25 protein-coding genes are annotated in these 23,525 nt (G+C 58.8%); 11 read left to right on the top strand and 14 right to left on the bottom strand.

The window, feature by feature from the left end:
- Positions 1-5 precede the first annotated feature (5 nt).
- Together accB and I6I12_RS04125 are read right to left on the bottom strand one after the other, a co-directional pair.
- Entirely contained in the window at positions 6-557 is a 552-nt protein-coding gene (gene accB, locus I6I12_RS04130; RefSeq protein ID WP_023021021.1) for an acetyl-CoA carboxylase biotin carboxyl carrier protein, read from the bottom strand.
- A gap of 2 nt (positions 558-559) precedes the next feature.
- Positions 560-2,119, bottom strand: coding sequence for a hypothetical protein (locus I6I12_RS04125; RefSeq protein ID WP_023021020.1), 1,560 nt, complete (start codon positions 2,117-2,119; stop codon positions 560-562).
- A gap of 398 nt (positions 2,120-2,517) precedes the next feature.
- Here I6I12_RS04125 and I6I12_RS04120 point away from each other — a divergent pair, with 398 nt between their 5' ends.
- A complete protein-coding gene (locus I6I12_RS04120) occupies positions 2,518-3,870 on the top strand; it encodes an MFS transporter (RefSeq protein ID WP_200288803.1) in 1,353 nt (450 codons plus the stop codon).
- Positions 3,871-4,030: 160 nt separating this feature from the next.
- Here I6I12_RS04120 and I6I12_RS04115 read toward each other — a convergent pair whose 3' ends face one another.
- Together I6I12_RS04115 and I6I12_RS04110 are read right to left on the bottom strand one after the other, a co-directional pair.
- Positions 4,031-4,672 (bottom strand): 3-oxoacid CoA-transferase subunit B, encoded by a 642-nt coding sequence (locus tag I6I12_RS04115; protein WP_086589098.1) that lies wholly within the window; start codon positions 4,670-4,672, stop codon positions 4,031-4,033.
- Positions 4,672-5,415 carry a CoA transferase subunit A gene (locus I6I12_RS04110; protein ID WP_023021017.1) on the bottom strand — a complete coding sequence of 248 codons (744 nt, stop codon included), beginning with the start codon at positions 5,413-5,415 and terminating at the stop codon, positions 4,672-4,674. The genes I6I12_RS04115 and I6I12_RS04110 overlap by 1 nt, the downstream gene beginning before the upstream one ends.
- 115 nt (positions 5,416-5,530) lie before the next feature.
- Here I6I12_RS04110 and I6I12_RS04105 point away from each other — a divergent pair, with 115 nt between their 5' ends.
- Positions 5,531-6,301 carry an IclR family transcriptional regulator domain-containing protein gene (locus tag I6I12_RS04105; RefSeq protein ID WP_200288802.1) on the top strand — a complete coding sequence of 257 codons (771 nt, stop codon included), beginning with the start codon at positions 5,531-5,533 and terminating at the stop codon, positions 6,299-6,301.
- Positions 6,302-6,313: 12 nt separating this feature from the next.
- The gene (locus I6I12_RS04100) at positions 6,314-7,531 is read left to right on the top strand and encodes an acetyl-CoA C-acetyltransferase (RefSeq protein ID WP_200288801.1); all 1,218 of its coding nucleotides are present in this window, start codon (positions 6,314-6,316) and stop codon (positions 7,529-7,531) included.
- 55 nt (positions 7,532-7,586) lie between these two features.
- Here I6I12_RS04100 and I6I12_RS04095 read toward each other — a convergent pair whose 3' ends face one another.
- The 3 genes from I6I12_RS04095 to I6I12_RS04085 all read right to left on the bottom strand — a co-directional run bounded on the left by I6I12_RS04095 (position 7,587) and on the right by I6I12_RS04085 (position 10,837).
- The gene (locus I6I12_RS04095; protein WP_023021014.1) at positions 7,587-8,252 is read right to left on the bottom strand and encodes a DUF1707 SHOCT-like domain-containing protein; all 666 of its coding nucleotides are present in this window, start codon (positions 8,250-8,252) and stop codon (positions 7,587-7,589) included.
- Entirely contained in the window at positions 8,249-9,472 is a 1,224-nt protein-coding gene (wecB, locus tag I6I12_RS04090) for a non-hydrolyzing UDP-N-acetylglucosamine 2-epimerase (RefSeq protein WP_200288800.1), read from the bottom strand. Before wecB ends, I6I12_RS04095 begins: the two co-directional genes overlap by 4 nt.
- Before the next feature lie 84 nt (positions 9,473-9,556).
- Positions 9,557-10,837 carry an acid phosphatase gene (locus I6I12_RS04085; RefSeq protein ID WP_234288168.1) on the bottom strand — a complete coding sequence of 427 codons (1,281 nt, stop codon included), beginning with the start codon at positions 10,835-10,837 and terminating at the stop codon, positions 9,557-9,559.
- Positions 10,838-11,269: 432 nt separating this feature from the next.
- Between I6I12_RS04085 and I6I12_RS04080 the strand changes: the two genes are divergently transcribed.
- Positions 11,270-11,551, top strand: a complete 282-nt coding sequence (locus I6I12_RS04080) for a hypothetical protein (RefSeq protein ID WP_023021011.1) — start codon at positions 11,270-11,272, stop codon at positions 11,549-11,551.
- A 66-nt stretch (positions 11,552-11,617) separates the two neighbouring features.
- On the opposite strand, the gene dnaG is transcribed toward I6I12_RS04080, so the two are convergent.
- Positions 11,618-13,540: a DNA primase gene (gene dnaG / locus I6I12_RS04075; RefSeq protein ID WP_200288799.1), complete on the bottom strand. Its 1,923-nt coding sequence runs from the start codon at positions 13,538-13,540 to the stop codon at positions 11,618-11,620.
- Positions 13,541-13,751: 211 nt separating this feature from the next.
- Between dnaG and I6I12_RS04070 the strand changes: the two genes are divergently transcribed.
- On the top strand, positions 13,752-14,213 hold the full coding sequence (locus tag I6I12_RS04070; protein ID WP_200288798.1) for a guanyl-specific ribonuclease: 462 nt from the start codon (positions 13,752-13,754) through the stop codon (positions 14,211-14,213).
- 2 nt (positions 14,214-14,215) lie between these two features.
- On the top strand, positions 14,216-14,449 hold the full coding sequence (locus I6I12_RS04065) for a barstar family protein (protein WP_023021008.1): 234 nt from the start codon (positions 14,216-14,218) through the stop codon (positions 14,447-14,449).
- Positions 14,450-14,599: 150 nt separating this feature from the next.
- Here I6I12_RS04065 and I6I12_RS04060 read toward each other — a convergent pair whose 3' ends face one another.
- Entirely contained in the window at positions 14,600-15,892 is a 1,293-nt protein-coding gene (locus tag I6I12_RS04060; RefSeq protein WP_200288797.1) for a deoxyguanosinetriphosphate triphosphohydrolase, read from the bottom strand.
- Between the two features lie 47 nt (positions 15,893-15,939).
- The gene (locus I6I12_RS04055; RefSeq protein ID WP_200288796.1) at positions 15,940-16,515 is read right to left on the bottom strand and encodes a YdcF family protein; all 576 of its coding nucleotides are present in this window, start codon (positions 16,513-16,515) and stop codon (positions 15,940-15,942) included.
- Between the two features lie 54 nt (positions 16,516-16,569).
- Here I6I12_RS04055 and I6I12_RS04050 point away from each other — a divergent pair, with 54 nt between their 5' ends.
- Positions 16,570-18,594, top strand: a complete 2,025-nt coding sequence (locus I6I12_RS04050) for a TPM domain-containing protein (RefSeq protein ID WP_200288795.1) — start codon at positions 16,570-16,572, stop codon at positions 18,592-18,594.
- Positions 18,595-18,654: 60 nt separating this feature from the next.
- Here the strand turns inward: I6I12_RS04050 and I6I12_RS04045 are convergent, their stop codons facing one another.
- Genes I6I12_RS04045 through I6I12_RS04035 form a run of 3 tightly spaced genes read right to left on the bottom strand, consistent with a single transcriptional unit; the run spans position 18,655 to position 20,992 of the window.
- Entirely contained in the window at positions 18,655-19,101 is a 447-nt protein-coding gene (locus I6I12_RS04045) for a hypothetical protein (RefSeq protein WP_200288794.1), read from the bottom strand.
- The gene (locus tag I6I12_RS04040; RefSeq protein WP_200288793.1) at positions 19,101-19,610 is read right to left on the bottom strand and encodes a hypothetical protein; all 510 of its coding nucleotides are present in this window, start codon (positions 19,608-19,610) and stop codon (positions 19,101-19,103) included. The genes I6I12_RS04045 and I6I12_RS04040 overlap by 1 nt, the downstream gene beginning before the upstream one ends.
- Positions 19,611-19,612: 2 nt before the next feature.
- Entirely contained in the window at positions 19,613-20,992 is a 1,380-nt protein-coding gene (locus I6I12_RS04035; RefSeq protein WP_200288792.1) for a glycine--tRNA ligase, read from the bottom strand.
- Between the two features lie 183 nt (positions 20,993-21,175).
- On the opposite strand from I6I12_RS04035, the gene I6I12_RS04030 reads away from it, so the two are divergent.
- Positions 21,176-21,466 (top strand): ArsR/SmtB family transcription factor, encoded by a 291-nt coding sequence (locus I6I12_RS04030; RefSeq protein WP_200288791.1) that lies wholly within the window; start codon positions 21,176-21,178, stop codon positions 21,464-21,466.
- A 70-nt stretch (positions 21,467-21,536) separates the two neighbouring features.
- On the top strand, positions 21,537-21,956 hold the full coding sequence (locus I6I12_RS04025; protein WP_049361563.1) for a Fur family transcriptional regulator: 420 nt from the start codon (positions 21,537-21,539) through the stop codon (positions 21,954-21,956).
- A gap of 110 nt (positions 21,957-22,066) precedes the next feature.
- Here I6I12_RS04025 and I6I12_RS04020 read toward each other — a convergent pair whose 3' ends face one another.
- Positions 22,067-22,729 carry a CPBP family intramembrane glutamic endopeptidase gene (locus I6I12_RS04020; RefSeq protein WP_200288790.1) on the bottom strand — a complete coding sequence of 221 codons (663 nt, stop codon included), beginning with the start codon at positions 22,727-22,729 and terminating at the stop codon, positions 22,067-22,069.
- 120 nt (positions 22,730-22,849) lie between these two features.
- On the opposite strand from I6I12_RS04020, the gene I6I12_RS04015 reads away from it, so the two are divergent.
- On the top strand, positions 22,850-23,317 hold the full coding sequence (locus tag I6I12_RS04015) for a hypothetical protein (protein WP_234288167.1): 468 nt from the start codon (positions 22,850-22,852) through the stop codon (positions 23,315-23,317).
- Positions 23,318-23,320: 3 nt separating this feature from the next.
- Positions 23,321-23,515 (top strand): helix-turn-helix transcriptional regulator, encoded by a 195-nt coding sequence (locus I6I12_RS04010; protein ID WP_200288788.1) that lies wholly within the window; start codon positions 23,321-23,323, stop codon positions 23,513-23,515.
- Positions 23,516-23,525: the final 10 nt, after the last annotated feature.

Raw genomic sequence — 23,525 nt, 5'->3', positions numbered from 1 at the left:
GGGGTTTACTTTGGTTCGATGATCATTAGTGGCTGGCCGTGCTCAACGGCATCCTCGTTGTCCACGAGGATTTCCTTGACAGTTCCGGCAAACTTGGCCTCAATATTGTTCATCAGCTTCATAACCTCGACGATGCACAGCACCTGTCCTACCTCGACCTCATCGCCAACTTTGACGAATGGGTCCGCGCCCGGCTTCGGGGAAGCATAGTAGGTACCGACCATAGGAGCGGTGACGGTCTCGCCCTCTGCTGCCGGAGCTCCGGAAGCCTTTGGCTCCTCCTGAGCAGCGGGTTCTTGTGCAGCGGGAGCTGGTGCAGGCTCCGCTTGGGCCGGCGCCTGCTGTACGGGAGCTTGCTCTGCTGGGGATGCGGATGGAGCAGCTGCAGGCGCGGCAGCTGGTGCCGGAGCCGGGGCTGGGCGGTCGAGGCCGCCAGGCGTGCGGGACATGGCGAGTTCGATGTCGCCATACTTGATCTGCAGCTCCTGGATATCATCGGAAAGGTTGGCCCACTTCAGGAGGGCCTTCAGATCCTGCAGGTTGGTGGTATCAGTCATGATTACTTTTCTCCTTTAGTGAGGTTAATTTCCAGGTCAGAGGTCTTGAGGTGGAAGTCGGTGGTATCGGAAGAGTTGTAGATTTGCTGGACGAGGGAGGTCAAGACGCCTCCTTTGACGCCTTCGCCCTCGCCGGCGCGGCCCTCAGCTACGAAGCGCTTCATTTCATCGACTTGGCTGCCGGCGAACATAACGCGCAAAAGCAGGGTGTCGATGTCCTCGTCCGGATGCGCCTCTTTCAGGCCCGGCAGTACCGGCTTGAGTTCTGGGATTTCCTCGGTGATTTCGGAGGAACCGTTGGCCAGGATCTTTTCCAATACCTCTGGGTCCAGCGGGGCCAGAGGTTCACCGTAGTAGCCCAGGGCATACTTCTTAATCTCATTTGGGACCACGGAGTAGCGCTCACCAGTCATCACATTCATGACGGCCTGTGTACCCACGAACTGGGCAAATGGCGTAATCATGATGGGGTATGCCAGCTCTTCTCGCACGCGAGCCACCTCATAGAGAAGCTCCTCAAATCGGTCTCCTAGGCCCGCAGTTTCCAGCTGAGATTCGAAGTTCGTCAGCATGCCGCCTGGCAGCTGGTGCATGTAGTGGAGGCCGTCGAAAGCACGCGGCACACCCACCGGCTTATCCTCAGTATCGGCGATTTCTTGGATCCGGTCGCTGGCAGAGGCGATGCGATCATCGTCAACGTTGACGGTATAGCCGAGCGCCCGCAGATCTCGTACCAAGGCCTGGGTCGCAGGCTGACCGGGGCCGTTGGCAAGCGGAGCGATGGAGGTGTGAATGGAATCCACGCCCAACTCCGCGCCAAAGAGATAGGTCAATGGGGACAAGCCGGTCAGGGAGTGGGTGTGTACCTCCAGCGGGATATCTTCTCCAATGGAGCTGCGGATAGCCGGGATAAGGGTTCTCATGCGGTCCGGAGTGAGCAATCCGCCGGCGTCCTTCAGCATGATGCGGTCGACGTCGGTGCGTTCAAGCAGCTCCTCCGCCTTTTGCTTGTAGAGCTCATCGGTGTGCACTGGGCTAAGGCAGTAGGACAGTGCACCAAAGGTCTCAGCGCCAAGTTCCTTGGCAAGCTTGAGGCCCTTGTCAATGTTGTCGATGTCATTGAGCCCATCAAAAGAACCAATGACACGGAAGCCGTTGGCATAAAGGCGTTCAGTCCAGTTAAGGATGGCATCATCCGGCAGGAAGTCAAAGGATGCCAGATTCTTGGAGCGAATCAGCGCGCGGAACTTAGTACCGGGGGCGGCATGCTCGTGGACGAGGCGCACACGTTCCCACGGATCCTCTTTGAGATACCGCACGGCCACGTCGAACTGAATGGGGGCAACTAGGTCAACGTGCTCGAACCCGGCATTGGTGATGTCATCCAGCAGAGAAAGGATGTGTTCCGTGGTCATGCGGGTGGCCCAGATACTCTGGTGCGCATCGCGCAGGGTGGTATCGATGATCTTAATTTCACGCTCGCTATCGGCTGGGCGTCCGCCCGCGGCCATGACTTCGGCGAGGCTTTCTGTGCTCAATTCCTCGGGACTAAGAGCAGTCATAAATCCCTCCTTAGGGTGTGGCTCCGACAAGACTCGGGTGGCTTAGGACTCATACCTTTCCGTCCGTGTCATGTGTCACACGCTACACCAGTGTCCACCACTGTGAACCTAAAACTTTTACCTAAGGAGGGCTTTCCCGCCGTTATCCAAGCTCAGAAACGCTAGACATTTACCCAACTACCCCCAAGTGGGGTCACAATGCGCACCCAAGTTCACAATGCGAACCATAAATCTAACCACAGGTTGTCCCCGAAAGGGGTTCATCACGTGCAGTTTCTCACGCGGTAAACAACATCAATAGCGCCAGACGATCTCAATACTTTGGATCCTCGCCGCCCATTTGTGTGATCTAGGTAATATTTTTCCCAACCGTCCCGGTCCCACTACAAGGAGAACTCATGACATCCACCACCAAACCGACATCGCCACCAGATACCGAATCCGGCAAAAACGCAGCTTCTACCACCGACATCAAATCCCTAGGAGCCAGCCTTACCGGGCAAATCCTAGAGTGGTATGAGTGGAGCTCCTATGCAGTCTTTGCCCCATTCATTGCCACCGCAATGTTCAATAAGGGTGACTCCACCTCCGCCCTTTTAGCTACCTTCGGCGTTTTTGCCGTTGGCTTCCTTGTGCGTCCACTCGGAGGCATCGTCTTCGGCCGCGTAGCAGATCAGCGCGGCCGAAAATCTGTACTCATGATGACCATTATCATGATGGCCATCGCCTCCGCGATCATCGGAGTCATGCCCACCTATGAGCAGATCGGCATTTGGTCCTCTGTGGGTCTTTTGGTGATCCGTATCCTGCAGGGCTTCGCCCACGGCGGTGAATCAGCTGCCGCCAATAGCTATATCCCAGAAATCGCCCCCAACGCCCACCGCGGTAAATGGGGCTCTATGGTCTACGTTTCCATTTTCGGTGGCTCCGTCATCGCCTACGTGCTCGGCGGCCTAATCTCCCTCGTACTCAATGATGACCAACTTGCCTCATGGGGTTGGCGCATCCCCTTCTTCCTCTGCGCGCTCTCTGCCTGTGTAGCGCTATATCTACGCCGCCACATGAAAGAGTCTGATCACTTCAAGGAAATTGACAGTTCCGAGCCCAGCGTAGACACCCCAGCGCGCAAGGAGCGCGCAGCAATCCCTCAATCTGCCTCCGCTACTCGTCCGGCTTGGATCAATATCCTGCTCGTTATCGGCATGGTCTCCGGCGTTACTTCCGCGCACTACACGTGGACCTCCTACGTTTCTACCTATGCCATTAGCCACGAAGGAATGACCACACAAGGCGCGTACTGGGTCACGGTGGTTGCTCAAGTTGCTGGCCTTATCGCTCTACCGCTGTGGGGCAGTCTCTCGGACAAGATTGGACGCAAACCCGTCATCTATATCTGCGCGGTAGGTATGGCCGTTTTGCAAATCCCACTCATGGCGTTGATCGATTCCCGTCCGTGGACCCTGCTCGTCGCTTCTACTGTAGGCGTGATTATCGTCGCCGCCGGTGGTGCGCTGCTATCTTCCATCATGTCCGAGGTCTTCCCTACCGCCCAGCGCACGCATAGTATCGGTCTTGCATACTCCCTCTCTGTAGCTGTCTTTGGCGGAACCGCGCCCTATATCTACCAGTGGTTTGTCGCGCACGATCTGGCGTGGGCCTCTGGCTTTTATGTCATCGCCCTATGCGTCCTCACCATCATTAGCATGTACATTCTCCCTGAAACCAAGGGTGTAGACCTACGCGATGTCTAACTAGTACCTCTCTCATTCCCACCTAGGGCTGGGCCGAAGCATGAATCATTTCGGCCCAGCCTTTAGCTAATTCAGCACCAAAGAACCCCACTCATTAGAAATGAAAAAGAAAGCCCGCCTTCCGAGTGCTAGAAGGCGGGCTTTCGGGAACAGTTCAGGACTAAGACAGGTCCAGCGTGAATGGGGCATCAGTAACCTCGCGGATGGAGTCCTCAGTCTCCCCCTCAGCCATCTGAACTAAGGTCAGACCTTCTAACTCATCAACCTCGAAGACGGCGCGGTCCGTAATAATAAGATCCACGCAACGCGCGCCGGTGAGCGGCAGTTGGCATTCTGAAAGGATTTTGGACTTGCCATGTTTGGACACGTGCTGCATCATCACCACGATGCGTTTGGCGCCATGAACCAAATCCATGGCACCGCCCATACCTTTGACCATCTTGCCCGGAATCATCCAATTGGCAAGGTCTCCGAATTGGGATACTTCCATGGCACCAAGTACCGCTACGTCGATAGCGCGTGATCGAATCATTCCAAAGGATTCCGAAGAAGAAAAGAATGAAGCTCCGGGAGCAGCAGTGATGGTCTCTTTGCCAGCATTGATAAGTTCCGGGTCCACCTTATCTTCGGCCGGGTACGGACCTACGCCCAAGATGCCATTTTCAGAATGAAGCACCACTTCGAGGCCCTCTGGGAGGAATCCAGGAATCAACGTTGGCATGCCAATTCCTAGGTTGACGTAGTCGCCGTTTTTCAATTCCTGTGCGGCCCGAGCCGCCATTTCTTCACGTGACCAGGTCATTACTTGCTCACCGTCCTAAATTCGATTCCAGTTTCTTGCTTTCCCACTTCTACGACGCGATCGACGTAGATGCCCGGCACGTCAACCTCGGCCGGCGGAATCGCCTCCACCAATTCTTCTGCCTGCACAATGGTGATATCAGCGCAACGAGCGGCATCCGGGTTAAAGTTCTGCGCAGTCTTGGCAAAAGCTAGGTTGCCGTATCGATCTGCGCGAGCGGCATGAACGAAGGCAAAATCTGGGGTCAGTGCCTCCTCCAGCACGTAGAGCTCGCCGTTAAACTCACGAGTTTCCTTCGGCTTAGAAGTCTGCGCTATGGACCCATCCGGGTTATAACGGGTGGGGATATCCCCTTCCGCAAGCGGGGTTCCCACGCCGGCCTTGGTATAGAAGGCGGGAATGCCAGCACCGCCGGCACGCATACGCTCGGCCAACGTTCCCTGCGGGGTAAATTCCACAGTCAGTTCTCCTTCGAGATACTGGCGGGCGTACTCCTTATTCGTTCCGAGATAGGAACCAATAGAGCGGGAAATGCGATGATCTTTAAGCAAGAGCCCGAGCCCGAAATCGTCGGTACCAAGATTATTGGAAATGATGGTGAGGTCTCCAGAGCCGAGTTCGCGCAGAGCATCAATTAGACGCGCCGGAATTCCCACGAGCCCGAATCCGCCCACCGCAATGGAAGCGCCGTCTGGAATATCTGCTACGGCATTTTCTACTGAGTCGATGACTTTATCTAACATGGCTTCAGCCTACGTGTGGTTCATATATTGCACAAGGGTTCACAGTGCGAACACTTTTGGATACAATTACGAGACGTAGGCCACTTCATCAATTTTTAGAATCGGAGACCACACCTTGAACGACACCCCCACGGTGCAGTCACTCGCCCGCGGATTAGCCGTTTTGCACTCTTTTAATGGCGAGCGCCCACGCCAGACTCTGGCCCAGGTTGCCGAGGTCACAGGGCTAGCACGTGCCACTGCACGTCGTTTTTTGCACACCTTGGTAACGGAGGGGTACGCGCGCACGGATGGCTCTGAGTTTTGGCTTACCCCCCGGGTTTTGGAACTGGGCTATTCCTACCTATCGAGTTTGGGTCTTCCCGATATTACCCAGCCCCATTTGAGGGAGTTATCCACCAAACTCGATGAATCCTGCTCTGTCAGTGTGTTGGATAGGGACACCGTGGTTTATATTGCCCGCGCCGCTGCACACCGCATCATGGCCACCAATATCACCATCGGCACCCGCTTTCCCGCGCACGCGACCTCAATGGGACAGGTACTGTTAGCGGATCTCACTCCATCGCAGTTGGACGAATTCCTAGAAACGGCGTCGCTGGAGAAAGTCACCCCTCACACGCTCACCGCACCCGCGGATCTTCGGGCGCGCCTAGCGGAGATCCGGAAACGCGGTTGGGTCATCGTAGACCAAGAGCTGGAGAAGGGCCTGCGTTCCATTGCAGTTCCTATTCGCTATGGTTCGGGCCGCACTGCTGCAGCCATCAATGTCTCAACCCAAACATCCGTCTATTCCACTGAGGATCTCACCACGTGCATCCTGCCGGAGCTCATCGCAACCTGCAAGGCAATCTCCCATGACCTTGCCACCACCGAACTTTCTTAAAGGAGAATTATCATGCACACCCGCGACGTAGTCCTTTGCTACCCCAAGCGCACCCCTGTCGGCCGTTATGGTGGCGCGCTAAAGTCCGTCCCCGTCCAAGAATTAGCTAGCCTCGTGGTCAAGACCATTGTGGAAGAGTCCGGTATCGAGCCCACCAAAATCGATGACGTCATCTTGGGCCAAGGCTCCCCTAATGGTGCCGCACCCGCTTTGGGCCGCGTGGCTGCCTTAGACGCTGGCCTGCCCACCACCGTGCCGGGTATGCAGCTCGATCGCCGCTGCGGATCGGGTCTGCAGGCCATTATTACCGCAGGTGCCCACATTGCTACTGGCGCTGCCGATGTCATCATCGCCGGCGGCGCGGAGTCTATGTCCCGCACCGAATACACCGTTGATGCGGATGTACGCTGGGGAGCAAAGGGAGGAAATATGATCTTTCGCGATCGCCTCCAAGAAGCCCGCGAGGCCGCCGGCGGAAAGCACCACCCGATTGCCGGCGGCATGATTGAGACCGCCGAAAATCTCCGCCGCGAATACTCCATCGAGCGCGTCGCCCAAGACGAGCTCGCTGCACGTTCCCACCGCAATGCCGCCGCTGCACAGGAACAATCGCTTTTCGACGCCGAAATCATCCCCGTCACCGTCCCCCAGCGCAAGGGGGAGCCTATCGTCGTAGACAAGGATGAACATGTCCGCCCAGATTCCAGTACAGACAAGCTATCTAAACTGCGCGCGGTCATGCGCAAGGAGGACGAAGAGGCAACGGTTACCGCCGGTAATGCCTCGGGCCAAAACGATGGTGCCGCGGCCGTCCTAGTGACTACCCGTGAAAAAGCCGAGGAGCTAGGTCTTACCCCAATGGTCACGCTCAAGGGATGGGCCCTAGCCGGCGTGGATCCGGAACGCATGGGTATCGGCCCGGTGGAGGCTTCCCGCAAGGTTATGGATCGCCTCGGCATCACCTTCGATGATCTTGACCTCATTGAGCTCAATGAGGCCTTTGCCGCCCAAGCGCTGGCTGTACTCAAAGAATGGGACATTTCGGCAGATGATCCGCGCTTCAACCCGCACGGTTCTGGCATTTCGCTCGGCCATCCCGTGGGTGCTACCGGTGCCCGCATCGTCGTCACCGCCGCGCATCACCTTCACCGCACCGGCGGTAAGCTCGCGCTGGTTACCATGTGTATTGGAGGCGGACAAGGTCTAGCAGCGATCATCGAGGCCGACTAAGCACTGGCCCACGCTCATTAGTGCAAGTGGTTGCTTGCACTACAATCGCGCTTGGTTACTCGCCGTAGCGGCGCCCCACGTGAACGTCTACGCCGCCGAAGAGGCTATAGCAGTTCACAATAATTTCTGGCGCGTCTACTGGGAGGTCATTCGGATGGATGGCGCCGTTCTCTACCTTGAGGTCATGTCCGCCAAAAAGGCCAACGCCGCTGACGTGGACGCGGAAGCCTTCGGGAATATAAACATCGACGCCACCAAAGACGCCCGCCGCGTTGATGGTGGTAGTACGACTGTGCAGGGCGACGCCCGTGAGATCGATGTCCACGCCACCGAAAAAGCCCAACGCCGTCAGAGAACGAGCTACTGCCCCGCCGCTGACAGTAGACCCGCCGAAGATCCCCACCGCAAGGGAGCGGGTCTCCTGCACGCTCGGCTGCACCTGGCGGATAGCCTGCTCCACCTTGGCGATGGCTTTGGATTCTTGCTGGCCCGCATAGGCCTTTGCGATTTTTCGTTCTTGCCCGAACAGGAGAATTTCTGGGTCCTCTACAAGGTCAGCCAGCGGCTCGATGAGCTCAGCGCGAGTCGTCGCATTAACGCAGGCGGCCGAGCGTTTTTCAAAATCATCGAGGTCAATCTGCCCTGCCGAAAGCGCATCTCCTAAAATGTCTGCAGCTTTCATGCGCTCTCGGTGGTTACAGCGGATATCCAGCGGTTTCATACCTTTAATATATCCGCTTTCTCCGGCAGGCGCGCGAGTGATTCCTCGCCTTTGGGCCCCTTAGAGGAACCTGCCTCCGGCAGAAAATCCTCTACGCGCTCGCCTACCCCGGTCAACTCTGCGATAGCCGCAATAGCGCGCTGCGCGCCCTTGCCGTCACCATAAGGATTGACGGCGTTGGCCATGGCGTCGAATGCGGCGTCGTCGGAAAGCAAAAGCTTTGCCTCTGCCACAATGAGATCGCGATTAGTGCCCACCAGCTTAACCGTGCCGGCAACGACGGCTTCGGGGCGCTCGGTGTTTTGGCGCATGACTAGCACCGGCTTGCCCAATGCTGGTGCCTCCTCCTGGACTCCGCCGGAGTCAGTCAAGATGATGGTGGCACGGTTTTGTAGCTGCGTGAACTGGTCATAAGGCAGCGGATCCGTGATGATGATATTTGGCAGGTGCTCGACCTCCGGCAGGACCGCCTGGCGCACCTTGGGGTTGAGGTGCAGCGGCAATGCGAAGTTAATCTCCGGATAGGCTTCTGCCAAGTCCTTAACTGCACCACCGATTTCCTTCATCGCCTCAAGGTTCTCGCGGCGGTGGGTGGTAACTACGACAAGCTGCTTATCGGAGTCTGCGGCTTCCTGCAGGGCAGGGTCTGCGAACTTCGTGTCCCACGATGCTGCTTCCAGCAGAGCGTCAATGACGGTATTACCGGTGACCACAATGTCCTTGGAACGCACATTCTCGCGGCGCAGGTTCTCCATCGAGCCTTCGGTTGGAGCCAGGTGCAGCTCGGCTACCTGACCAATGAGCTTACGGTTAGCTTCTTCTGGGAACGGCGAATGAATATCGCCGGTACGCAAACCGGCTTCGAGGTGAACGATCTTTACCCCGCGATGGAATCCGGCGAGCGCTGCAGCCATAGCGGTAGAGGTATCGCCTTGGGAGATGATGACGTCCGGCTTTTCTTCCTCAATAATGGAGTCCAATCCAGCGATGGCGCGGGAGACAAGCTCATTGAGTCCCTGTCCCTGTTTCATGAGCCCCAGGTCGTGCTTCGGCTGGATGCCAAACATGGTGTTGACCTGCTCCAGCATCTCTTTATGCTGACCGGTAGAGACCGGGATGGATTCAAAGCGCTCATCTTTATCCAGCGCCTTAACGACGGGGGCGACCTTAATGGCCTCCGGCCGGGTGCCGTAAACGGTCATTATCTTGGGCTTAGTCACTAATCTTTTCCTTTAGAGTGACGGAGATATTTCTAAATTGAACCATGGTCTGGAGATCTGTACCCCCACAGGTTGCAGAACCTGCTAGCCGCTGACGCTCACGCCGCCGTCTGGGGCGATGGTCACCCTGGCCGCCATGGCGCGGGCTAGATCGAGACGCTGCCATGAGCCTCCTTCTGCTTGCCAATCCAATGGGTTGCCGGCTGGACGCGCGGTCTGGCGTAGCACCTCGGCACGCTGATCCCAGCTGAGCTCTGGATGGGATGCGGCAAGCAGCACTGGAGCGGCCTGCGGGACGACCATCGGGGCGTCAGTTCGGTAGCGCGGGGCGAAGTCATAGTCCATGAATGTGGAGTATTGTTCTACCGCATCCGCCGTGGACCGATAGTCGGTGCCCTCTGCCCGATCCTGGGCCACCAATTCTTCCACCGTCTTGCCGGTGCGCCACTTAATTTCCTTGCGCACTTCCATCGAGGCTTGCCACAGGGCATTGCGCATGCGCTTGTCATTCAAGCGGTCAGCCGCGGCGGCCTGTCCTGTCATGCGCCCACCGATGACATCCAGCGGGTAATGCACGCCCAGTACTACGCGGTGGTTGCCGGCCTCCGCGCCGCGCAGCATGAGCTGTGGGCCTACCTCAGGCAGCATGAAGGACATCAGCGTGGTAATCCACGTTGCCTGATTGGTATGGCCCGAAGGGAAGGCTGGCGAGGTGGGATAGAGATCCTTGGAGCCATCGTCATAGCGCTTAATCGCCTGCGGCGCGCGCTGGTACGGGCGTTGATAGTTGAAGTAGTACTTCTCCGACATCGTGGAATTGGCCAGTCCGCCTGCGCGGGCCGCATAGCCATTTCCTAGGAGGTATTCGGTCTTGGGCAGGCGGTGCTCGGCCAAGGCAGCGCGGAAGGCATCGCCTAGGTTCTTGCCCATCGAGTCAGAAACGGCGTTGAGCACGCTCGTCGAGCTGGCCTTGGCATCGGCCTGCGCGCGGCGGATCAAAGCGGGGTCACCGGCTGCGGCGTTATTGATGGCCACGGCCTTGTCCATATTTTCTTGGCGGATTTCTGGCTGAGCCTTGATGTGATCAAAAAGCTGGACTACCTGCCAGTAGTTGCCAAATTGATAAGAGGAAACATCGGATTCAAAGCCCGCGATATAGTCCGTGCTAAACGGCTCTGGAACCGGGGCACCGGGGTGCTGGACCGGAGGAGCGCCGGTGGTCTGCTGGGTAACAGGCTCGCGGAGCTGTGGCACGGCCACGGGGAGGGCGGCGCTGGCAGCCGGTGCCAGCGTTATGGTCAGTCCGGTGGCCGCGCACAAGGCGAGTGCGCGAACTGCCGGGCGGAGTTTATTCCGATAGTTCAACGTGGAAACCTTTCACTAGTAACGAATTCCCACGCATAATATCTAGCTAAAGTTACAAAAAGGTGAACGTGACGCTAAACCCGCATGCACAAAGCTGGGACGGTGACTACACCTTCCCGGTACTATCTAGCAATCCTCGGACCAAGCTGAAGCTTTCTGCGTAGTAGCAACACCGGTGTTCTGGTTACTCGATTCTGCCGAAATACTCGCGGTAAATAGCGCGGCCAGCGCTACTGCTGAGGCCGCGGCCGAGTCCCTACGCGCGTTTATGTCCACCTCTTTAAACTAGCGCGAATTCCTGTTTATGAAAAGAGCTGTCCTACAGCAAATCGAGCTTTACCCCTTAACGGTGGCTAGCAGCGAGCGACGGGCCTTCGCGGTAGGCTAGTGGAGAACTTTTACTCGTACTGGAATAAGGGGACACGCTAAATAATGATCCAATTCGTCTTCGGCGCCGCAGCAGGATACGTTTTTGGCACCAAAGCAGGCCGCAAGCGCTACCACCAGATCAAGGGCGCCTACGAGAAGGCCATCAACTCCCCCGTAACCAAATCTGCCGTCACTTCTGCGCGCAAGGCAGTAGCCAACCGCTTGGATCCGGAACCGCGCATGCGGGAGGTTCGCGATCTATCTTCCAAGCGCAAGGGCAAAGGCCGGCTGCGCGGTTCCCAAGTAGACAACGCGGACCGCATTTATGAACCTGATGAGGACTAAATTAGTTTCAGCCTCTTCCCTCCCCTCGCTGCGCACCTGAATCGGTGACATGGCGAGGGGATATTTTTAACCTTGGGGAGGCGTGCCGCGGAAGGCGCGGTCATTGAGCTCGCGACGGGCTTGCTCTAAAGCGACGAGGTCAGCAAAAAGCGAGTTATAGCTAGCCTCATCATCAGAGGGACGCATGCGGCCAAGACGAGCCTTCAGCTGGGCAATTTGATCTCCCACCACGGTTTCTTGCAGGCGGGAAAGCACGGAGTCAGCGTATTTTTCGGGGCCGACGTCGGTTGGCAAAATGGCCTCTACGGCAAGCTCCGAGACGAAGTTGCGGCCGGTGAGATCCTGCATTTCCCCGGCCACCGCGGCGATCCATTCCACGGCCGGCATGGTGGCGCCCTGAGCTGCGCCGCCCACGGTAGAGATGGCTTGGCGCACGAGGCGGTAGGCGTCGTTGGTATAGGCGTCGGCAGTAATGCCATCGAAGTACGAGCCTGCCACCTGCGGCATCTGCAAGGCCAGCTTGAGGGCCTCGCGCTGAGGCCACAGGTGGGTCTCCTTCGGGCTCGGCGGATGGATCATCGGCACGTCCTGCTGTGCCGGCTGCTGCTTCGCATTGTCGAAGCGACGAATGGTGGGCTTTTCGGCTTTCTTGGGCTTGCGTGCCTCCGCGCGCACCTGCCGGAGAACCTCTTCCGGATCCGGCCAGCCCACCCAACCTGCTAGACGCCGGGCATATTCACGCTGCAAAGGTTGATCACGGATCTGTGCGACCACGGGTACCGCGCGGCGCAGGGCCTGCAGGCGCCCCTCGGCGCTGTCAATGCTGTATTCCGCGATGACGGACTGGATAACGAACTCGAACATGGGGATGCGGTCCGCGATGAGCTCGCGCACGGCGGCATCGCCTTTGTGCAGACGCAGATCGCACGGATCCATGCCGTCGGGCGCTACGGAGACAAAGGATTGACCGGTGAACTTTTGCTCGCCATCAAAGGCGCGCATGGCGGCCTTCTGCCCTGCCTCATCGCCGTCAAAGGTATAGATGAGCTCGCCATTGAAGTAGGAATCATCCAGCATGAGTCGGCGCAGCACCTGCAGGTGCTCGCCGCCAAAGGCGGTACCACAGGAAGCAACAGCGGTCTTGACGCCTGCGGCATACATGGCCATGACATCCGTGTAGCCTTCTACCACCACGGCTTGGTGGTTTTCGGCGATATTGCGCTTGGCCAAATCGAGGCCAAAGAGCACCTTGGACTTGCGGTAGAGCATGGTCTCAGAGGTGTTCATGTACTTGCCGAGCTTGTCGTCGTCGAAAAGCTTGCGGGCGCCAAAGCCAATGACGTTGCCGGAAAGGTCCTTAATCGGCCACAGCAAACGACGATGGAAGCGGTCGATGGGACCACGCTTGCCCATCTTGGAAATGCCAGCTGCTTCCAGCTCTTCAAAGGAAAAGCCTAGGCGCAGCAGGTGTTTGGTAGCCGTATCCCATCCCTCTGGGGCATAGCCGCACTCGAAGTCATAGATGACCTCGCGGGAAAAACCGCGATCCAGCAGGAAATCGCGGGCTGTAGCCGCTTGTGGGGTCTCCAACTGCTGGCGGTAAAACTCGTGGGCGGCTTTATTGGCAGCGATGAGGCGCTGCCGCGTGCCCGGCTTCTCATTGCGCGCGCCCGTAGAACCGCCCTGGTAGTTGATGTGATAGCCGATCTTCTGCGCTACCGCTTCAACCGCTTCTGGGAAGGAGACCTGCTCCATTTCCATCAGGAAGCTGAATACATCGCCACCCTTGCCGGTGGAAAAGCAGTGATAGTAGCCGCGCTGCGGGCGCACGTGAAAGGACGGAGTCTTTTCATCCTTGAAGGGGCTAAGGCCCTTAAGCGAATCGTGCCCGGCGGGCTTGAGCTGCACGTACTCGCCGACGATTTCTTCTAAAGGCGCGCGTTCACGGATAGCTTGGATATCGCTGTCCGGAATTCTGCCTTTTGCCATGCGTACAGACTACCCCGCGCGCGGTGGGAACGCTTAACTGCCTAGGACAGGAAGGTGCCCTTCGCCAGGGTTCACAGTTTGGGCGCAAATTACCCTCTGTTGGGGTACTTTACCCACGCTGTTACCTACCCCCGTGACGGGGGAATTTTTGACCTCTCTATTGGCCCAGGGCGATTTATACTTTTAGCGCCGCACCTGCAACAATAAAGGTATGCCCAAGTCCAAAGCGTCCAAGAAATCGCTCCCCGTTGCCCTCGGCGGCCTTGCGCTCGCCGTCGTGGCAGGCTACTTCGGCTTCGACCTCGGCGGCAATGATGAATCCTCTGCCTCTTCACCGTCGGAGTCCGCAGCAGGGACCGCGACTGGCGACGCCGATACTTGCGAGATGTCTTCCCTACCCGCCGAGGCCAAAGACACCGCAGACGATATCTTGGCCGGTGGCCCCTACGACTACCCGGATAATGACAACGCCCGCTTTGGCAATTACGAGGGCCGGCTGCCCCAGCAGGACAAGAATTACTACCGCGAATACACGGTAGAAACCCCCGGCAGACACAACCGCGGTGCCCGCCGCATCATCACCGGTGGCGGCAGCGAGACCGACCCAGACGTGTGGTACTACACCGACGACCACTATGAAAGCTTCTGTTCTATCCCGGACGCAGAGGAGTAATCATGCGACGCATCCTCATTACTGAACACATCCGCACTCGCGCGGACTTCTTTAACGCACTCGGCCGCACCCGCGGCTGCGAAGACTGCGGCCCGCGCAACCTCGATGACCTAGCGGATTTCCTACGCGAGCAGCGCACCAGCGTCATCGTTGCCTCCAATATGGATATCGAAGGCGAGGACCTAGCGGCGGTAGCTAGCGTGCTCGAGGACCAAGGTGTCGCGTTGGTGCGCTAGCGACTCGGGCCCTGGGGTTGGAGCTGAGGCGTTAGGTCCATAGATATGAGGCCGAATTGAGGGTTTTGAGCTCTCAATTCGGCCTTTTCGCGCTCAGATCGGCCTGATGACTCTCGACCTAACTCTAGCGCGGTGGTGGGCAAGCCAGGTTTAGCTGAGGAACCCAGACAGCTCCGCGCTCCGGCGGGCCAAGCGCTCGAGGCGGGACTCCGTCATGGACGCAATTTGGTCGATGATGGCGCGGTCACGAGCGGCATCAGAATCGGCTTGCTCCCACCACAGCCGAAAGGTGGCATCGAGGGAGCCGGGGGCGCCGGCGACGAGGTAATCGTAGACGCGGTAGATGCGCTCGCGCTGGCGGTCCTGGCGGGCAAGGTGGGCGGGCTCATCCATGACATAGAGGACCGCGATGGTTTTAAGCAGTTTGACCTCGGCCTCGGCTTGCTTGGGCACAATGAGGTCACCGTGCATGCGGCCAAGGGTATTGGAGGCGATGAGCTCGGAATTAGCCTCGCTGGTAGCGCCGACGGTCGCGCCCACATAGCGGCCTACGAGCTCAGAGGTCATCTTCTTCAAGTTGGCATAGTCGCGCAAGGAGTAATCAAAATCGCCGATGGCATTGATGACGCTTAAGTTGCGCAGGCTATCGGCCGCCTCCAAGAGCTCATCGGCGGTGCCGCCAAAGGCTTTAGCGCCCTTTTCTGCCAGCTGGGCTAGCTCAACTAGGTCCCAAAGGACTTTGAGGGAGATGCGCCGGGAAATAATGCCGTCTTCCACGTCATGCACGGAGTAGGCGATGTCATCGGACCAGTCCATTACTTGGGCTTCGATGCATTTGCGATTATCGCTATGGCCCTCGCGCAGCCACTCGAGCAGATCCGCGTCCTCGTCATAGGCGCCGTATTTGCGGTTGGTGCTGCCATCGGGATTGGTTTTGGTCCAGGGGTATTTGCAGGCACCGTCGAGGGCGGCGCGGGTGAGGTTGAGGCCGAAGCTGCGCGGCACGCCGCTGGCATCGTCCACGATGATCTTGGGCTCTAGGCGGGTGAGGATGCGCAGGGTCTGCGCGTTTCCTTCAAAGCCGTTGAGGGCGACCTCATTGAGTGCGTTTTCGCCATTGTGCCCGTAGGGCGGGTGGCCGATGTCATGGGTCAGCCCTGCCATGTCGCACAGATCAGGATCGAGTCCAAGTCCAGCACCGATGCTCCGCGCAATTTGGCCCACCTCCAGCGAGTGGGTCAGACGGGTGCGTGGAGTATCGCCATCGCGCGGCCCGACGACCTGAGTTTTATCGGCCAGACGCCGCAAGGCTGCCGAATGCAGCACGCGGGCGCGGTCACGGGCAAAGACGCCGCGATGTTCTTCCACGCTATGGAAGGCTGAGCCCTTCGGCTTTTCATCGGCCAGGCGGGCGAAGTCGGCGGCGGAATAAGAATAGGACACGCCCCAAGTTTATTCCGTGAACTGGCCCTTTGGGTGAGCAACGTGGCCTAAGTGCGGTCGTCATCCTGCTCAATCGTCTGATGCCGCAGCTTTTGATTCGGGCGCAGGAGCTGCTCCACGCGGTAGAACCCATTGCGCAGTGCGGCGGCACCGCGCGGGGGCAAAAGTCCTGCTACCAGCGCGTAGGCCACGCCACCGGTTTCGTGGGCAAGGTAGCGCCACCAGGGTGTGGAAAAGCGTGCGGCTGGGTAATACGGCGTGCCGGATACGGTGGCTTTTAGTCCTTCTTGGCGGGCGATGAGTGCGGTGCGCAGGCGGTGGAGGGGATCGGTGATGATGGTGGCGTCGGAAAGCGCGAAGGCTTCCTTGGCCGCTTTCAGGGAGCTGCGGGTATCTAGCCCCTGCTCCACCGCGTGGACGGTCAGGTGCGGGAAGTGCTCGCGCAGAAAGGTGCGGCCGACGCCGGCCTCAGTAAACCTATCGCCGGGGAGCTTGCCACCCACGGTAATGACTTCCAACCCCTCGGCCGTGGCTAGCTCGCCGGCATGGCGCAGGCGTCCGGCAAGGATGCGGGAGGGCCGGCCGTCATATTGGGCAGTGCCTAAAACAATTACGTACTTCACTGCCCCATTACACTACCCGCCGAAGAGCTAAGTGGAGCCGGTAAAGTGGTGGGCATGAATTTGAGTGCACGTTTGGGCCGCGCGGCCATCGCCGCTTTCATCTTGGGCTGCACCTCCATCGGTGCGGGCTCTGCCTTTGCCGCTGAAACCACCACCGTGGCGCAGGGCACCGGTACGGCCACCCTCACGGAGAAGGTTACCGATGACGCGGGAGTTTTAAGCACCCAAGAAAAGGCCGAGCTGAGGGAAAAGATTGGCCAGCTGCAAAAGGACGAGCACCGGGTCCTCTTTGTCTACATCACCAATAAGCTAGATACGGATCCGGAAAGCTATGCCGCCCAAGTGGTCAAGGACAAGGGGGAAAACTCTGCGGTGTATGTCCTGTCCGTCGATGACCGCAAAATGGGAGTGCAGACCGGCAAGGATTGGCCCAAGGGCCGGCTCGACCAGATGTATGACGCCGCCTATGACAAGCTGACCAGCGATGAGTACGGTGCTTCCGCCCTCGCGCTTGCCGACGCCGCCCTGGGCAACACCAGCAGCTCCAACTCTTCCGATTCTTCCGGCCTAGCGTGGCTGGGCGGTGGCGCGGCCGCCATTGTCGCCGCCGGTGGCGGAATCATGTACTACTCCCGCCGCAAGACTAAGAAGAATAAGGCGCAAACGCTCGAGTCGGCCCGCGAAATCGCCCCGGGCGATACCGATCAGCTCAACCGTTTGTCACTTGAGACCTTGGACCAGTTGGCGCAGGAAGAGTTGGTCTCGACCGATGAGTCCATCCGCCGCGGCAAGGAGGAGCTCAATATCGCACTTTCGGAGTTTGGTCCGGAGCGCGTGCGCCCGTTTACCAAGGCGATGAACCACTCTACTTCTACCCTGCAAAAGGCTTTCCACCTACGCCAGCGCCTAGATGATGCCGTTCCGGAGTCCCCGGCCGAACGCCGCCAGATGCTCGTGGAAATCATCTCCTCGTGCGGACAAGCTGATGATGCCTTAGACACGCAGGCCGCTGAATTTGCCCAGATGCGCGACCTACTTATCCACTCCGATGAGAAACTGGACGAGCTCACCCAGCGCACCGTGGGCCTGCGCGCCCGCCTGCCGGAGGCCGAATCCACGTTGGCTCGGTTGAAGGGCAACTATGACGAGCACGTTTTGTCCTCCATTGCCGATAACCCGGAGCTTGCCGCCGCTTCGCTTGATGAGGCAGAAAAGCTCCTAGAAAAGGCCCGGGGAATCCAGGCCCGGCCGGCCGGCCAGCAGGGCCCGCTGGTGGGGCTCATCCGCGATAGTGAGCATGCCTGCGCGATGACGGATCGCCTAATTTCCGGCGTGGAAAACGCGGAGGAGAATATCGCCACCGCCCGCGCTAACCTCGAGTCCCTCATTGCCGAAGTCGAAGGCGAAATCGACGAGGCCCGCGAGCTCGAACGCCAAGGCAAGGCGCAGGGAACCACGGCGGATTGGAACGCGCTCGAGGAACTGCTCGGCCGCGCTGGCACCGCAGTCACTGAGGCCAAAGCCCACGGCCAGCAGGATCCATTGGGCCAGCACACCGCGCTGACCTCTATCGATACTCAGTTGGATGAGGCGCTTGACCGCGTGCGGGAAAAGACCTCCACCCACGCGCGCCAACTGGATCTCTTCCGCCAGCAGATTTCCGTGGCGGAATCCAATATTCAGGCTGCGGAGGACCTCATTTCCTCCCGCGGGCGCATCATCGGCTCGGGCGCACGCACCGCGCTTGCCGACGCCAAACGTCTCCACGCCCAAGCCCTCCACACCGAGCGCAGCGATATCCGCGCCGCCCTGCAGTCTTCCCGCGAAGCGGTGGCCGCGGCCCAGGCGGCGCTGCAGCGCGCCAAGGATGACATTGACGAGCACCGTCGCCGCCAGCAGCGGCAGCAGATGGGCAACGCGGCCGGCAATATCGTCACCGGTATGGTCCTGGGCCAAATGCTCGGCGGCGGCCGCGGCTTTGGTGGCGGTTTCGGAGGCGGCGGCTTTGGTGGAGGCAGCTTTGGCGGCGGAGACTTCGGCGGCGGCGACGGAGGCGGCTTCCGCGGCGGCTCCTTCTAGCCGAGCAAAGGCCGCCCCGTCTCACTCTCCGTGGGCGGCGCCTTCGTTGATTGCGCCGGACTAGGTGCGCAGGGTGCGCGGGGTGGCGTCGAGAAGCGCACAGGCGTAGCTCAAGAATATGGCGTCGAGCTCCGGCAGCTCACCCACGCTCACCTGCAGTCCGTTTCCCGCCGGGGCGGTGCTGGCAACCTCGGCGCCCGAGCGGCGAGCTACGATGCGGCGCTCGCGGCGGAAAGGGTTGCGGCGTTCTAGCAGGTACTCGCGCTCCCCGCAGGCCGCACGCAGGCGGGTGATGGTAATCCCGGCCTGGGAGACCGAGAAATCCTCGCCCGCGCCCGCCGCGGTCTGCGCGCGCAAGAAGAAGCGCGGGGAGGAGTAATCCAGCGAAGATTCCAAGGTTAGGCGCTCGCCGGCCGCGGTGGCGAGCACACCGTCGCACACGGAAGCCAGTTGCTCCCCCGCGGCACTGCTGAGCGCACCCTCGCCCCAAGTCCACTGCACAGTCATTAGAAGATGAAAAGCGCGAGGATGGCAACGATGGAAGCGAGGACCAAGGTGATGATCCACGCCCAAGCCTTGCCTTGGGTATTGGCATCAAGGATGACGCGGGTAAACCAGCTCAAACCGGCAATTTCGGCGGTGGTGAGTCCTTCGGCTTCGTGCTCGAATTCGAGGATGGACTTGCGCACCCCAGAGTTGCGGGAGGAGAACTGGCCTACCTTGTCATCATCGACATCATCGATGATCCAGTCGCCGCTGTTTTCATTGATGAAGTGAAAAGTGCGGCCGTTGAGCGATGCCTCTAGGCGCTTATCGCGGCCGAGGCGGCCGGCGAGGCGGTAGATGGAGCCGTCGGCAAGCGTGGCAGAGGCGCCAAGGTCACTGACCTCGGTGCGCCAGAAGTGGCCGTCGACCTCCGCGGAATGCTCCGAGAATACGCCCAGCTGCTCCGGGCCGTCTTCGGCCAAGAGCACGGGGTTTGCGCGGTCAGAGCGATCCCAGCTGGTGTAATGCATCCCTAGCACCCAATCAGGCGGGAGGCGAGGTAAGCCTCGAGGTCATCGAGCTTCACGCGCTCCTGCTCCATGGTGTCGCGCTCGCGCACGGTCACGGCATCGTCTTCGAGGGTGTCGAAGTCGAAGGTGACGCAGAACGGGGTGCCAATCTCATCCTGGCGACGGTAGCGGCGGCCGATGGCACCGGAGACGTCAAAGTCCACGTTCCAATAAGCGCGCAGCTTATCGGCCAACTTGCGGGCAGGCTCAGAGAGCTCTTCCTTCTTGGAAAGCGGAAGCACGGCTACCTTGATGGGGGCCAGGCGGCGGTCCAGGCGCAGGACCACGCGCTTATCGGTACCACCCTTGGCGTTGGGAGCTTCTTCCTCGTCGTAGGCATCAACCAGGAAGGCCATCATGGAACGGCCCAATCCGGCGGCCGGCTCGATGACGTACGGGATCCAGCGCTCGTCATTGGCCTGGTCATAGTAGGACAGGTCCTCGCCCGAGCCCTTGGCGTGTACGGACAGGTCATAGTCGGTGCGGTTAGCCACGCCTTCCAGCTCGCCCCACTTGGAGCCCTTGAAGCCAAAGGCGTACTCCACGTCCACGGTGCGCTTGGAGTAGTGGGAGAGCTTTTCCTTCGGGTGCTCGTAAAGGCGCAGGTTTTCTTCCTTGATGCCCAGGTCCACGTACCAGTTATAGCGGTCATCGATCCAGTACTGGTGCCACTCTTCGTCCTCGCCTGGCTTAACGAAGAACTCCATCTCCATCTGCTCGAACTCGCGGGTGCGGAAGATGAAGTTACCTGGGGTAATTTCATTGCGGAAGGACTTGCCAATATTCGCAATGCCAAACGGCGGCTTCATGCGCGAGGAGGTCATCACGTTCTTGAAGTTAACGAAGATGCCCTGTGCGGTCTCCGGACGCAGGTAGTGCAGGCCCTGCTCATCATCGACTGGGCCAAGGAAGGTCTTGAGCAGGCCGGAGAAAGCCTTCGGTTCGGTCCAGTCACCCGGCTGGCCGGTTTCCGGGTCATTGATATCTGCCAGGCCGTTTTCTGGCTCGTGGCCGTGCTTTTCCTCGTAGGCCTCAATGAGGTGGTCGGCACGGTAGCGCTTACCGGTGTGGCGGGATTCCACCAGCGGGTCGGAGAATACTTCAACGTGACCGGAAGATACCCAGACCTGGCGTGGCTGGATGACGGAGGTATCGACACCCACGACGTCTGCGCGGGACTGGACCATGTGGCGCCACCACTGACGCTTGATGTTTTCCTTGAGCTCTACACCAAGAGGGCCGTAGTCCCACGCGGAGCGGGAACCGCCGTAAATTTCACCTGCCTGGTAGACCAAGCCGCGGCGCTTACACAGGTTTACAACGGTATCGATGACGGATGCCATAAGTTTTCGGACTCCTCTGGTAGGGGACAGTCTTGACAATCTCGTTCAGTCTAACCCTAAGCGCTTGCCGGCGGTGGATTAGGGCATGAATTTAATTTGAAATACATACGAGTTATTGAACACATCGGGTAATATAAGGGTGCCCGACAGGTAATAGGTATTTAATTGAAAGTGACATTCCCTATGACGACCACTGATACGGCGATTAATAGTTCTGCGGCCGCCGGCGTGATCGCTGCCCTCGATTCGCCCCTACGCATCGCCATCATCTCCCGCCTGGCCGAACGCGATCACTTTGTACACGAGATCGTCAAAGCCACCGGCAAGTCTCAGCCGCTCATTAGCCAGCACCTGCGCGTTCTCAAGCAAGCGGGCATTGTTGACTCCGAGCGCAGCGGGCGCGAGGTGACCTACTCACTCATTGCGCCGCAGGTATTGGACTTGCTTGCCGACGCCGCCAGGATCGCCTCCTAGCCCTCCCCTCCTTGCATATAAAGCCGCCTGACTATGCAGTTGTTGAAAAAGAATTGATAATATAAAGGTCATGGCTTTACACGACAGTATTCCCAAACTAGGAGCGCGCAATACCAAGCAGCGCACCGCAGTCGTCGAGGTGCTGCGGGATATGGAGAAATTCGCCTCCGCCAAGGAGATCTATCACGAACTCCAGGAGCGGGAGGAAAAGGTGGGTCTGACAACCGTGTACCGCACCCTGCAGTCCCTAACCGATATCGATGCAGTGGACGCGCTCCACATGCCCAATGGCGAAACCCTCTACCGCCATTGCGAGACCGACGCCCATCACCACCACTTGGTATGCACCAAGTGTGGCCGCACCGAGGAAATCGACGGCGGCCCCATTGAAAAGTGGGCGACCTCCGTGGCCAAGGAGTACGGCTTCGAGCTCACCGGCCACGATGCCGAGGTCTTTGGCATCTGCAGCAACTGCGCCGCTTCCGCCTAAGCATCCCCACTCCGCCTAGTGAAGCCGCTCCTCCCCTAGCCCCAGTCTCCACTCCGGAGCCTAGGGTTTTCTTGCGCGGCCCGACTGTGGCAGGGCCTTCCACGCCAAGACTATAGCGCCGAGACCGCAATCAACTGCACGACCACATTATTGACCAAGTGCACAATAAAGCCTGCGCGCAGCGAATTGTGGAAGCGGGTTACAAGCGCGCACCCCATTCCTAGAAACGTCGCATACACCATGACCGGCGGCGCAATATGGACGAGACCAAATAGCAAAGAGCTGAGGATCACGCTGGCAAACGCTGGGACGCTGCGATCTAGATACCCCATCAGCAGGCGGCGAAACACAATTTCTTCCACCAGCGGTGCCAGCAAAAGATAGGAGGCCAAAGAAACGACCACCATGACACCGCGTCCATCTGCTGCAGATGTACTTTCCGAGGGCGATAGCCCCAACAGCGGCCCCACAATCGCGGCAGCGACTCCCGCTACAAAAATGGCGAGAGGAACTTGCCACAATAAGTGCCAACCACGTCGACCTAAGGGAACAAAGCCGAGACTAATTCCCCGACGCTTGAGGTAATACACCAACGCAACAGTCGGCACTACCACTGAAATAACAAGTGCAGCAGGCAGAACTACACCGAGCCCACCCGTGGTCAAACCGGTCTTCAGCATGGCAAAAACTGTCACTACCAATAGGACATCCATTGAGATGATTGCCACTATTCCGATTAGTGCGTCTTTTAGCCTGATGTCGTCTTCTGCCATGCTTTTACCCTAAAAGGCCGCCAATCATCCTTAAGAATGAATTTACCCGGGACAGTAAAGCACCCTTTACAGTAAAGGATGCTTGACATATAGTGGGCGTCAAGCACGCTTTACAATCACTTGTTAGAAGAGGCTTCCTTGCAGACCACCCGCTTTGGCCGCCCCAAGTTTGGCGGCACCCAAACCAAGCTCATCACACTATCCGTTGCAGCAGGCGCGGGCCTTGCTGCAGCCGCCGGTGCCATCGTGGCCGCTTTCGTACACGATGATTCACCGCTACTAGCGTTTGCTGTGTACGCACTGTGCCTATTTCCTGTAGCTACGGCGGCTAGCTGGGGATTCATGGTGGATCGAGACACCATCCGTGGGGCAACACCCGATCCGGAAAATTCCATCGAATCCCATTGGTATTCGCAAGCCTCCGAAAACACCCTGCACGCCATGCTCTTTGGCATCGGCGGACTTGGCATCGCCTCCTCTTTTTGGGATTTCCACGTTTCGGGCACCCTGCTCACTATCATCTTGGGAGTCTTTGTGACCGGCACCTTTGGCATTAGCTACTTTGCCCACAAGCGGGCGGCAAGCTAAGCCATGGACAACCGGCTTAAAGAGATTCGCGAGAGCCAAGGTCTCTCCCAGCAGGGCTTAGCCGCGGAGCTAGGCGTATCGCGCCAAACGGTCATCAGTATTGAAAAGGGGCGCTACGATCCTTCGCTCCCCCTCGCATTTCAGATCGCGCGCCACTTTTCCTGCCGAATCGAGGACATCTTTATCCCCGAGGTATAAAGCACACCAC

The organism is Corynebacterium kefirresidentii (genome assembly GCF_016599755.1).
Classification (GTDB): Bacteria; Actinomycetota; Actinomycetes; order Mycobacteriales; family Mycobacteriaceae; genus Corynebacterium; species Corynebacterium kefirresidentii.
The sequence above is the reverse complement of the archived record's forward strand: the minus strand, read 5'-3'. Positions and strand labels throughout refer to the sequence as shown.